This window comes from Shinella sp. HY16 (assembly GCF_028534175.1).
Classification (GTDB): domain Bacteria; phylum Pseudomonadota; class Alphaproteobacteria; order Rhizobiales; family Rhizobiaceae; genus Shinella.
In genome coordinates, this window is the sequence record NZ_JAHYXL010000004.1 from 57,333 (window position 1) to 69,420 (window position 12,088).

Annotated in this window: 11 protein-coding genes; 10 read left to right on the forward strand and 1 reads right to left on the reverse strand. The window is 64.9% G+C overall.

Annotated features, from left to right (window positions below; genetic code table 11):
* Positions 1-201: 201 nt before the first annotated feature.
* The 8 genes from K0P03_RS29320 to K0P03_RS29355 all read left to right on the forward strand — a co-directional run bounded on the left by K0P03_RS29320 (position 202) and on the right by K0P03_RS29355 (position 8,381).
* Entirely contained in the window at positions 202-1,065 is an 864-nt protein-coding gene (locus K0P03_RS29320) for a transketolase (protein WP_272791558.1), read from the forward strand.
* Positions 1,062-2,039 carry a transketolase family protein gene (locus K0P03_RS29325; RefSeq protein WP_272791428.1) on the forward strand — a complete coding sequence of 326 codons (978 nt, stop codon included), beginning with the start codon at positions 1,062-1,064 and terminating at the stop codon, positions 2,037-2,039. The genes K0P03_RS29320 and K0P03_RS29325 overlap by 4 nt, the downstream gene beginning before the upstream one ends.
* A gap of 11 nt (positions 2,040-2,050) precedes the next feature.
* On the forward strand, positions 2,051-3,352 hold the full coding sequence (locus K0P03_RS29330) for an aspartate aminotransferase family protein (RefSeq protein WP_272791429.1): 1,302 nt from the start codon (positions 2,051-2,053) through the stop codon (positions 3,350-3,352).
* A gap of 38 nt (positions 3,353-3,390) precedes the next feature.
* Positions 3,391-4,419 (forward strand): polyamine ABC transporter substrate-binding protein, encoded by a 1,029-nt coding sequence (locus tag K0P03_RS29335; protein WP_272791430.1) that lies wholly within the window; start codon positions 3,391-3,393, stop codon positions 4,417-4,419.
* Positions 4,420-4,430: 11 nt separating this feature from the next.
* The gene (locus K0P03_RS29340) at positions 4,431-5,477 is read left to right on the forward strand and encodes an ABC transporter substrate-binding protein (RefSeq protein WP_130516723.1); all 1,047 of its coding nucleotides are present in this window, start codon (positions 4,431-4,433) and stop codon (positions 5,475-5,477) included.
* The gene (locus K0P03_RS29345) at positions 5,462-6,748 is read left to right on the forward strand and encodes an ABC transporter permease (RefSeq protein WP_272791431.1); all 1,287 of its coding nucleotides are present in this window, start codon (positions 5,462-5,464) and stop codon (positions 6,746-6,748) included. Before K0P03_RS29340 ends, K0P03_RS29345 begins: the two co-directional genes overlap by 16 nt.
* 3 nt (positions 6,749-6,751) lie before the next feature.
* A complete protein-coding gene (locus tag K0P03_RS29350; protein ID WP_272791432.1) occupies positions 6,752-7,555 on the forward strand; it encodes an ABC transporter permease in 804 nt (267 codons plus the stop codon).
* An 82-nt stretch (positions 7,556-7,637) separates the two neighbouring features.
* A complete protein-coding gene (locus tag K0P03_RS29355; RefSeq protein WP_272791433.1) occupies positions 7,638-8,381 on the forward strand; it encodes an SDR family NAD(P)-dependent oxidoreductase in 744 nt (247 codons plus the stop codon).
* Between the two features lie 19 nt (positions 8,382-8,400).
* Here K0P03_RS29355 and K0P03_RS29360 read toward each other — a convergent pair whose 3' ends face one another.
* Positions 8,401-9,078, reverse strand: a complete 678-nt coding sequence (locus tag K0P03_RS29360) for a GntR family transcriptional regulator (RefSeq protein WP_023516860.1) — start codon at positions 9,076-9,078, stop codon at positions 8,401-8,403.
* A gap of 187 nt (positions 9,079-9,265) precedes the next feature.
* On the opposite strand from K0P03_RS29360, the gene K0P03_RS29365 reads away from it, so the two are divergent.
* Positions 9,266-10,630 carry an aminotransferase gene (locus K0P03_RS29365; protein ID WP_272791434.1) on the forward strand — a complete coding sequence of 455 codons (1,365 nt, stop codon included), beginning with the start codon at positions 9,266-9,268 and terminating at the stop codon, positions 10,628-10,630.
* 10 nt (positions 10,631-10,640) lie between these two features.
* Positions 10,641-12,077: an amidase gene (locus tag K0P03_RS29370; RefSeq protein WP_272791435.1), complete on the forward strand. Its 1,437-nt coding sequence runs from the start codon at positions 10,641-10,643 to the stop codon at positions 12,075-12,077.
* Positions 12,078-12,088: the final 11 nt, after the last annotated feature.

Consider the following 12,088-nt stretch of genomic DNA (forward strand, 5'->3'; position numbering starts at 1 on the left):
AATTACTATTAACCGAACGACCGGTCAATCTATTCTCGTCCGCCGGATGAAGGCGCTTGCGACGGGTGTGTGGCGGAATGCGCTGCCGGCGCAAAAAACTGTTGCGCGTCTGCCGGTTTTCTATATCTTATAACTTATAAGTTAGAAAACAGCGGGAGCAGATCCTTGTCAGTGCGACAGACTCCAGGCGGCCACCTTTCGGTGGCGCGCAACGATGACCTATTGTCCGGCGAACAGCTTGCCTTCCTTAAGGAGCGTGCGCGCTTCATCCGGCTCGAGACGCTTCGGCTGATCTCGATCGCCAAGGTTGGCCACTACACCTCCGTCTTCTCCTGCGCGGAGATTTTTGCGGCGCTCTATTACGATGTGATGCGGCTTCGAAAGGGCGAGCCGGCGTGGGCCGACCGGGACCGCTTCCTGATGGGCAAGGGCCATGCGGCCGTCGGCCTTTTCCCCATTCTCGCCGATCTCGGCTTCTTCGATCCCGCATGGCTTGAAAGCTATACGCGGCTCGGCAGCCCCCTCGGCGACCATCCCGACATGACGAAGGTTCCCGGCGTCGATTTCAGCTCCGGTTCCATCGGGCATGCCTTGTCGAACGGCGTCGGCATGCTGCTTGGCGCACGCTTTCAGAAACGGGATTTCAATGCCTTCGTCCTGCTCGGTGACGGGGAAATGCAGGAGGGCCAGGTCTGGGAAGCCGCCTTGTCCGCTGCTTCACACAACCTCTCCAGCCTCGTCGCGATTGTCGATCGCAACGGCTACCAGCTCGACGGCAAGGTCGACGACGTCCTGGCGATCGAACCGCTCGACGAGAAATGGCGCGCCTTCGGCTGGGAGGTCCACACCGTCGACGGCCATGACCTTGCGGCGCTGACGACGCTGCTGCGCGCCGTCAAGGCCGATCGCACGCGCGAAAAACCCTGCTGCATCATCGCCCGCACGGTGAAGGGCAAGGGCATCGACTACATGGAAACCGAACCCGGCTGGCATCTCGGCTATCTCGGCGCGGAAGACGAAGCCAAGGCCCGCGAAACGATCCTGAACACGGTAATCTCCCAATGACCCAGCTGCTTTCCAAGGACTCGTGGCAATACCGCGAGATCAACCGCCGCGCGCCTTCGCTCCCCACGCTGTCGAATGCGCTCATCGCCCTTGCCGAGGCCGGCCACCCCGTCATGGCGGGCACGGCGGACCTGCAATATTCCAACGGCCTTTCCGCCTTCGCCCAGCGCTATCCGGAGCGTTTCGTGCAGTTCGGCATTTCCGAGCAGAACATGGTCTCGGCGGCCGCCGGCATGGCGACGACCGGCGTCATTCCCTATGTCGCGACCTTCGCCTCGTTCCTCGCGCTTCTGTGCTGCGAGCAGATCCGCATGGATGTCGCCTATTGCAGGCAGCCGGTTCGTCTGATCGGGCATCACACCGGTATTTCGCTCGGCTTTTACGGAACCTCCCATCACGCGACCGAAGACATCGCCATCATGCGCAGCATCGCCAACCTCGCTGTCGTGTCGACGGCGGACGGGCCGGCGCTCGATGCGGCCCTCAGGGCGACCGTCGACTATCCGCTTCCGATCTATTTCCGCATCCACCGCGGCCATGATCCGGTCGTCTACGAGAACGGTGTCACCTTCGAACTCGGCAAGGCGATCGTGCACGGCATCGGCAAGGACATCACCATCATCGCCGCGGGCTATCCCGTGCATGGCGCCAGACGCGCGATGGAGGAGCTGAATGCTGCCGGCCATTCCGTCGGCTTGATCGACATGCATTCGATCAAGCCGCTCGACGAGGAGGCGATCATCGAGGCCTCGGCTCGTTCCAGGGTCATCCTGACGGTCGAGGAGCACAACATCCTCGGCGGCCTCGGCGGTGCGGTTGCGGAAGTGCTGGCCGAAAAGGGCAAGGGCGCCCGCCTCGTCAGGCACGGCATTCGCGACGAATACAGCCTGATTGCCCCCCCCACCCATCTCTACAGGCACTACCGCCTGGACGGCGACGGCATCAAGGCCGTGGCGCTTGAAAGCCTTGCGTAAGGAGAATGCCGATGCCGACGAACAACGAAACGATCGCCGCGCGCGCGGAAGCCGTCATTCCCGGCGGCCTGTTGAGCCCCAGCCGGCGCCTCGGCGCGCCGATCGCCTTTGCCCGGGCGGAAGGCCCCTATCTCTATGACGCGGACGGCAACCGCTACACCGACTATCACTGCGCCTTCGGCGCCAATGTGCTCGGTCATCGCCCGCCCGCCGTCGCTGCCGCGATTGCAAAGACGGCCGAAAACCTCGATCTGATCGGTGCCGGCGTGCTGGAGCTGGAGGTCGAGGTGGCCGAGCTGCTCGTAAACGCGATCCCCTGCGCCGATCAGGTGGCCTTCTGCAGCAGTGGCTCGGAGGCGACCTACCATGCCCTTCGCCTTGCCCGCGCCTATACCGGGCGGAAACAGATCATCAAGTTCCAGGGCGGCTATCACGGCTGGCACGATTATGTCGCCATGAATGGCCAGTCGAGCCGCCAGATGCTCGGCTCCTACGACCCGATGTCCGATGGCATGCTGTTCGATGCCGCCCGCCACACCGCCATCCTGCCCTACAACGATGCCGGTGCCGTCGAGGACTACATCCGCAAAAACCCGGGCGAGGTGGCGGCGATCATCGTGGAGCCGATCGCGCACAATATGGGCGCGGTGATTGCCGAGACGCAGTTCCTCTCCGACCTACGCCGGATCACCGCCGAGCACGGGGTCGTCCTCATTTTCGACGAGGTGATCACCGGTTTCCGGCACGCGCTGGGCGGCTACCAGTCGATCGTCGGTGTCACGCCCGACCTTGCCACCTTCGGGAAAGCAGCGACCAGCGGATATCCGATCGGCCTCGTCGCCGGCCGGCGCGAGATCATGGAACGGGTGGGCCGCACGGGCGAGGGCGCCGTCTTCATGGGCGGCACGTTCAACGGCACGCCGTCCTCGATGGCGGCCGTCAAGGCGACGATCGAGGAGCTGGCGAGACCGGGCGTCTATGAGCGGCTGTTCGAGCTTGGCGCCTATCTGCGCAGCGAGATCGACGGCATCATCGCACGGCACGGCCTGAAGGCGCAGGCCGCAGGCTTCGGCTCGGTCTGGCTCGTCTATTTCTTCGACGGCGCATTCCGCGACTACACGGATCTTCTGCGCAACGACAACGATCTCGACATGCGCTTCCGCCGCGCGCTGATCGCCGGCCGGCAGGTCTTCCAGCCGCTCCAGCTCAAACGCCTCTACCTCTCGCTGAGCCACGACCGCGCCGTCCTCGACGACACGCTCGAACTCATCGACACGACCATGGCCGGCCTCGCCCGGTCCGTCGCGGCCTGATCTTTCCAAACCCGCTCTCAAACACAAAAGGGGAACCCATGAGAACTCGGTTTTTTGCAATGATGGCGAGCGCCGCGCTCGTCGTCGCCTCTCCGGCGCTGTCCCGCGACCTGACCGTCGTCGGCTTCGGCGGCGCGACGCAGGAAGCGATGCGCGAAACGCTCTTCAAGCCCTATCAGGAGAAAGCCGGCGCGCCGCTTCTGGAGGAATCCTATACGGGCGGCATCGCCAAGGTGAAGGCCATGGTCGAGACCGGCACGACGACCTGGGACGTCGTGCAGATGGACGAGAACGAGATGATTCTCGCCTGCGACCAGGGCCTTCTGGAGCCGTTCGACTGGGCCGGTCTGCCGAACAGCGCCGACATCATCGCGCCGGCCAAGTCCGATTGCGGCGTCGGCGCCTTCGTCTGGTCGAAGATCCTCGCCTATGACGGTGACAAGACGAGCGGCGTCGCCTCCTGGGCGGATTTCTGGAATCTCGAGAAATGGCCGGGAAAACGCGGGCTGCGCAAGCAGGCGCGCATGACGCTCGAAGTCGCCCTGCTCGCAGACGGCGCAAAGCCGGAGGAGCTCTACGATATCCTGGCAACCAAGGAGGGACAGGACCGCGCCTTTGCCAAGCTCGATGCGATCAAGCCGAACATCCAGTGGTGGGAAAGCGGCGCGCAGCCGATGGAATGGCTGGCCTCCGGCGAGGTGACGATGACCTCGGCCTATAACGGGCGCGTCATCGCCGCGAACCAGCAGGGCCGGCATTTCAAGATGTCCTGGACCAACCAGCTCTATGCGATGGACTTCTGGGCCATTCCGAAGGGCGGCAACAGAGACCAAGCCTTCGACATCGTCAATTTCATGACGAGCCCCGAGCCGCAGAAGGCCTTTGCCGAGAAGATGGTCTACGGCGTGACCAACGCCAAGGCGATGGACAGCATCTCCGCCGACATCAAGCCGCAGCTTCCGACGGCCGAGGAGAACATGGTGGGGGCGCTCGCCGTCAGCACGCCGTTCTGGGTGGATCACGAAGAGGAACTTCAGCAGCGTTTCAACCGCTGGGTCGCACAATAAGGGAGGATGTCATGACCTATCGTGGGTTTTTTGGCGGGCTGGGCATGCTCGCCGTCCTGGCGGGGGCTTCCGCCGCCTTTGCCGATGCCGGCAAACTGACCGTCGTCGGGGCCGGCGGCGTGCTGCAGGACGCCGAGCGCAAGGCCTTTTTCGAACCCTTCGCGGCGGCGTCAGGCGTGGCGCTGACGGAAGATTCCTATTCCGGGCAGATGGCCAAGGTGCGTGCCATGGTCGACAGCGGCAGCGTCTCCTGGGATGTCATGCAGGTGGAGCAGAACACGCTCCTGTCGGGCTGCGCCGAAGGTCTTTTCGAGGAACTGGACTGGAGCAGGATCGGCAAGCGGGAGGACTTCATTCCCGAAGCCTACAGCGATTGCGGCGTCGGCGCCTTCGTCTGGTCCATGGTGCCGAGCTATGACAAGGCGAAGCTGGCGGACGGGCCAAAGAACTGGGCCGACCTGTGGAATGTCGAGAAATGGCCCGGCAAGCGCGGGTTCCGCCAGACGGCGAAGATGACCCTCGAAATCGCGCTCCTTGCGGACGGGGTTACCAAGGACGAGGTCTATGACGTGCTTGCGACGGACGAGGGCCAGGACCGCGCCTTTGCCAAGCTCGATGAGATCAAGTCGTCGATCCTCTGGTGGACGACGGGCGCGGAATCCGTCGAGCGTCTTGCCGCCGGCGACGTCGTCGCCACGGCGACCTTCAACGGCCGCGTCGCGGCGGCGAATGCCTCCGGCAAGGACTTCGCCCTCATCTGGGACGGTCAGGTCTTCGGCATCGACTACTGGGGCATCGTAAAGGGTTCGCCCAACCGGGAAAATGCGGAGAAGTTCATCGCCTTCGCCTCGACCGAGAGCGCCCAGGCGACCTTCCCGCAGCATATCGCCTATGGCGTTACCAATCTCGCGGCCATTCGCGGCGTCAAGCCGGAGATCGCCAAGGACCTTCCGACGACCGAGGCGAACATGACCGCGGCGGTGGCGCTCGACACGGAGTTCTGGGCCGACCACGGCGAGGCGCTCGAGGCGAGATTTGCGACATGGCGCGCGCAATGACGTCGGATGTTCTCCTGCGGCCGCGCATCGGCGCGGCCGACGGCCAGCAAGGGCGGGTTTCCGCCCTTGCCACTGGCTTTCGCGCCGACAGGCGGCGGCAGACGATCGTCAGCCTCGTCCTGATCGGTCCTCTCGTCGCCTTCATCGTCTTTGCCTTCGTGCTGCCGCTCGGCACCATGCTGTTCCATGCCATCAACAATCCCGAGGTCCGCACGGCGTTTCCGGCGACGCTTTCCTCTCTGGAGGACTGGGACGGGCGCGATACGCCGTCCGATGCGGCCTTCGAGGCGCTGGTCGCCGATATCCGGGCAGGCGCTGATCCCAAGATCATGGCGGAGGCGGGCCGCCGGCTGAACTACGAGATCACCGGGTTCCGCAGCCTTCTCGCCAAGACGGTCCGAACGGTCCGCAAGGCGCCGGAGGCGCCGGCAAAGGCCCAGTTGCTCGCCATCGACGCGAACTGGGACAACCCGGCCTACTGGCGGGTCATCCAGCGCAACGGCGCGCCGCTGACGGCCTTTTACCTGCTCTCGGCCGTCGACCTGCGTCCCGGCGAGAACGGCGGTGTGCAGATGGCCCCGCCGGAGGAGCGGCTGTTTCTCTCGACGCTGATGCGGACATTGACGATCAGCGCGCTGGTCACGGTGATCTGCCTCTTCGTCGCCTATCCGATCGCCAATGCCATCGTCGCCATCGGCGGCCGGTTCTCGGCGATCATGCTGGCCTGCGTGCTCCTGCCCTTCTGGACGTCTCTTCTGGTCCGGACGAGCGCCTGGATCGTCATCCTGCAGAAGGAGGGGGTGGTGAACCGCCTGCTTCAGGCGCTGAACATCACGGATGCACCGCTCGAACTCGTGTTCAACCGGACCGGCCTCTACATCGCGATGGTGCATATCCTGCTGCCATTCATGGTGCTGCCGCTGGTCAGCGTCATGAAGGGCATCTCGCCGTCCTATGTCAAAGCCTCCGCTTCGCTCGGTGCGGGACCCGTCACGACGTTTCTCAGGGTCTATCTGCCGCTCACGCTGCCGGGCGTCGGCGCGGGATGTCTCCTCACCTTCATCATCTCCGCCGGTTACTACGTCACGCCCACCCTCGTCGGCGGCGCATCGGACCAGATGCTGAGCTACTTCGTGGCCTTCTATGCCAACACCACGATCAACTGGGGCATGTCCGCCGCGCTCGGCGTCCTGCTTTTGACCTGCATCCTCGCGCTCTACGCGGTTGTCGGGCGGATCGTCGGCATCGGCCGCATCGTCGGAATGGAGTGAGAGATGCCTGTTGCCTTGAGACGCGTGCAGATCGCCTTCTGCTGCCTTGCGATGATCTTCCTGATCGGACCTACGCTCGTGATCATCCCGATCTCCTTCAGTTCGGCCAACTTCCTGTCCTATCCGCTGCCGGGCTTTTCGCTGCAATGGTATGAGAAGATCCTGCAGCCGCAGCCCTGGATGTCGGCGCTCCTCAACAGCCTGATCATCGGCGCCGGCGCGACATTGGTGTCGACGGTGCTGGGCACGCTGGCGGCGCTCGGCATGTCGCGCGGCCGGCTTCCCGCCCGGTCGATGATCCTCGCGGTGGTGATCTCGCCGATGATCGTGCCCGTCGTCATCAGCGGCGTCGGCATGTATTTCTTCTTCGCCAAGCTGGGCCTCGTCGCGACCTTCCTGGGCCTCGTTCTCGCCCATGCGGTCCTGGCGGTGCCCTTCGTGCTGATCACGGTCACCGCCACGCTGAAGAACTTCGACATGAACCTCGTCCGGGCGGCGGCAAGCCTCGGTGCGAGCCCGGTCCATGCCTTCCGCACGGTGACGCTGCCGCTCATCGCGCCGGGCGTCATCTCGGGCGCGCTCTTCGCCTTCGTCTTCTCGTTCGACGAGGTCGTCGTCGCGCTCTTCATCAGCGGTCCGGGCCAGCGCACGCTGCCGCGCCAGATGTTCGATGGCCTCAGGGACAATATCGATCCGTCTATCCTGGCGATGTCGACATTGCTCGTGATCATCTCCATCGTCCTGATGGGGGGCGGGGCCTTGGCCCAGAAGCGCGCGGCGGCGCACCGTTCGACCGGCAACAGCTAGGTGCCGGAACCTTGTTTTACTTTATCAGTCGATGCCGGAGCGTTGTCGCTCCGGCTGGACATGCTTTGTGGAGTGACTGGAAATGATCATCGTGACAGGTGCCACGCACGGGATAGGGCGGGCCTGCGTGGAGAAGCTTGCATCGGACGGCGCCCGCGTGGTGGCGACGGGCCGTGATGCCGAGGCGGGCAGGGCGCTCGAGGATATCGCTCCCGGCGTCACCTTCGTGCCCGGCGATGTCAGCCGCGAGGAGGATTGCCGGCGTGTCATCGACCGGGCGCTCGACCTTGGCGGGGGCGCGCTTTCGGGCCTCGTCAACAATGCCGGCATGTCGAAGCGCATCTCCTTCGCTTCCGCCACGCAGGACGACTGGGACGAGGTGCTTGCGGTCAATGCCCGCAGCACGTTCCTTTTCATTCGCCATGCGCTGGAAGGCCTGCGGCGCGGCAGGGGATCGGTCGTCAACATCGCCAGCATCGCCGGAAAGACCGGCGAGGAAGGGCTTGCCGTCTACTGCGCCTCGAAGGCTGCCGTCATCGGCCTCACCCAGGCGCTGGCGCTGGAGTTCGGCGAGGAGGTGCGCTTCAACGCGGTCTGCCCCGGCCAGATCGAAACGCGCATGATGGGCAAGATCATGAGCGACGCGCTGCGCAAGAAACAGCTCGAACTGCGCATCCCCGCCAACCGTTTCGGCGCCCCGCAGGAGGTGGCGGATGTCGTCGCCTGGCTGCTGTCGGATCAGTCGACCTATGTCAACGGCACGGTGGTGACCGTGGACGGCGGGGAAACCGCCGGCTTGCGCACCCCGCGCATCGCGCAGGTCTGAGATTTCTCCGGCGCCGGTTTCACGCGGCGCCGCGTTCCTCGAAGTACCGCAGGAGACTGGGCGAGGCCCGCTGGATATCGTTCTCGATGGCCAGGCGGGCCTTCTTCTTGTCGCCGACCCTGAGCGCCTCGATGAGATGGTCGTGTTCCTCCGCACCGGTATAGCCGTGCGGGATTTCCCGGTAGTAGACATTGAGGATCGGGCCCATCGAGACCCACATGCTCTCGATCTGGCCGACCAGCATCGGCATGCGCGAGAGGCGGTAGACACCGAAGTGGAAGGCCCGGTTGGCGGAGCGCGCCGCCTCCAAATTGCCGGCCTTTTCGTTCTTCACGAAGGCGGCGTGGAAGTCTTCGAGCTGCGCGAGATCGGCCGCGGTCACGTGGTCGGTGGCATGTTCTGCCGCCATCCCTTCGAGCGCCATGCGGATGAGCTTGATCTGGATGTAGCGGGCGCGGCTGAGGTCCGGCACCGTGACGAAACGGCCGGAACGCAGTTCCAGCGCCTGTTCGCTGACCAGCCGCAGGCAGGCCTCGCGCACCGGCGTGACGCTGGTCCCGAGCTGTTCTGCGAGATCCTGCATGAGGAGGCGGTCGCCCGGCGCGAAGTTGCCGACGATGAGGCCTTCCCGCACCTTGTTGTAGATCCGGGCGGACAGGCTGCCCGCTTCGCCGGGCTGCATCTCCATAACGCTCATGGGACTTCTCCTGATCTTTGTTGCAGCTCTAGCTGAAATGCTGGGGGCCGCCAATCGCTTATATCTTATCGCTCGACGCGACGGTGGGACGCCGCAAAAAGTTTCCCGTCTCCGGTGAAATTCGCTTGCATGCGTTTTCTGATAACTTATAACTTATAAAATAGCAAACACGGTTCCGGAGGCTACCTTGCACAACTCGCTGCGGGCGCGCGACATGGCGTACCACTTCCATTCCCAGACCAACCCGCGCAGGCACGAGGCCGAAGGCCCGTTGGTGATCACGGCGGGGGAGGGCTGCTACGTCGTCGACGAGATGGGGAATCGTTATCTCGAAGGCATGGGAGGCCTGTGGTGCGCCTCGCTCGGCTTTCGCAACGAGCGTCTTGCGGATGTGGCGGCGAGCCAGATGCGCAGGCTCGCCACCTACCACACGTTCAATCACCGCTCGAACGACCCGACAGTCGATGTCGTCGAGCAGATCGCGACGCTTTCCCCCATCCCGGGCAGCAAGGTCTTCCTCGTGAATTCGGGCTCGGAAGCCAACGACACGATGGTCAAGCTGGCCTGGTACTACAATGTTGCACGCGGCAAGCCCGGCAAGCGCAAGATCATCAGCCGCAAGGGCGCCTTCCACGGCAGCACGATCATGGGGGCGGCCCTTGGCGGGCTGCCGCACATGCACGAGAGCTTCAACATGCCGGGTCTCAACGTGATCTATACCGAGAAGCCGCACTATTATCGCAACGCCCTGCCGGGCGAGAGCGAGGAGGCCTATTGCGCCCGGCTGATCGCTGCGCTGGAAACCCTGATCGAGGCGGAAGGGCCGGAAACCATCGCCGCGATGATCGCCGAGCCGATCATGGGGGCGGGCGGTGTTGTCACGCCGCCGCCGGGATACTTCCCGGCGCTGCAGCAGCTTCTGACGAAGCACGACATCCTGCTTCTTGCGGACGAGGTCGTTTCCGGCTTCGGGCGAACCGGAAAGTGGTTCGGGTCCGAGGCCTGCGGCTTCGTTCCGGACATGATGTCGGTCGCCAAGGGACTGTCCTCCGGCTACCTGCCCATCGCCGCGGCGGTGATCGGCGATCCCATCTATCAGGCGATCGCCGACGAGGCCGACCGCATCGGGGTCTTCGGCCACGGCTTCACCTATTCCGGCCATCCGGTCACCGCCGCGGTGGCGGCCGATGTGCTGCGCATCTATCAGGAAATGGATGCCCCGGGCCGGGCCGCCGAACTCGGCCGCCGGCTCTTCGCCGCGCTCGACGCGCGGATTGCGAGCCATGCGCTCGTCGGCGAGGTCAGGGGGACCGGTTTCCTTGCCGGCATCGAGCTGGTGGCCGACAAGGCAAGCCGCGCACCCTTCGATCCGGCCTTGAAGGTCGGCGCGCTTGTCGAGCAGCGCTGCCGGGCGCACGGCGTCATGATCCGCAACATGGGCGACGTCATTTCGATTTGTCCGCCCTTCGTCATGACGCTTGAGGAAGTCGACCAGCTCGTCGACGGGATAGCGGCGGCGCTCGACGATGCCGCCGCCCGGCTTGCAGCGTGAGGGCGTGACGATGGATGATTTTGTCAATCTGGACCTCACCGCGCAGGCGGATCTCGTAAAGTCGGGGCAGGTCACGGCCGGGGAGCTGGTCGAGGCGGCCATCCGGCGTGCTGGAAAGGTGAACCCCGCGATCAACGCCATCATCGCCCCGCTCTATGACGAAGGGCGTGCGGAAGCCGCGCAGGCGGGCAAGGACAGCCTCTTTGCCGGGGCGCCGTTCCTGGTGAAGGACCTCTATTGTCACATGAAGGGCGTGCCGACCACCGGCGCCTCCCGGCTGACCCGGAACTTCGTGCCCGCCCGGGACAGCGAGCTGATGTGCCGCTACCGCGCGGCCGGTCTCAGCACGTTCGGCAAGACCAACCTGTGTGAGTTCGGCACGCTGGGCACCACCGAGCCGAAGCTGTTCGGCCCGACGCGCAATCCCTGGAACGTCGCGCGGTCGAGCGGCGGTTCGAGCGGCGGCGCCGGCGCGGCGGTGGCGGCGGGCATCGTGCCGGCGGCACATGGCGGCGACGGTGCCGGTTCCATTCGCATCCCCGCGTCGTGCTGCGGCGTCTTCGGACTGAAACCCTCGCGCGGGCGCATCACGCTGGGGCCGGATCTCGGCGACAGCACGGGCGGGATCGTCAACGAACATGTCCTCTCCCGCAGCGTGCGCGACAGCGCCGCCCTTCTCGATGCCACACAGGGTTCGATGCCCGGCGACCCCTACACGGCACCGTCCCCCTCGGGTCGCTATGCCGATGCGATCCGGATGAAGCCGCGCCGCCTGCGCATCGGCTTCACCACGGCCTCCCTGCTCGGCACCGCGGTCGATCCCGACTGCGTCGCGGCGACGATCGATACGGCACGCCTTTGCGAAAGCCTCGGCCACGAGGTCGTGGAATGCACGCCGACGATCGATGGGGAGACCTACAGCACTCTCTACAAGCGGTTCTGGGCGATGACGGCGACACGCGCGATCACCGCGCTGGCGCGAAATCGCGGCGAGACCCCGTCTGCGCTCGTGGGTGAGGTGGAGAGCTTCAACCAGTATCTCTACGGTGTCGGCTCGCGGATTTCGGCGGCCGACTATCTCGTCGATCTCAACTGGTTCCACACGACGGGCAGGACGCTGGCGAATTTCCTGCTCGACATCGACGTGTGGCTGACCCCGACGCTTGGCACGCCACCGCCGGAACTCGGCCATTTCGATGCCGACAGGCATGGCGGAGAGGCGGTCATGGAGCGTTTTCTCGAGTTTCTCGCCTTCACGACCTTCGCCAACATGGCGGGCCTGCCGGCAATGAGCATGCCGCTCTCCTGGACGGCCGACGGCCTGCCCGTCGGTACGCAGTTCACCGGCCGGTTCGACGACGAGGCGACATTGCTTCAGCTCGCGGCGCAACTGGAAGAGGCGCGCCCCTGGGCGCAGCGCCGCCCCGCCGTCCACGCGGCTGAATGACAGATAAAAAG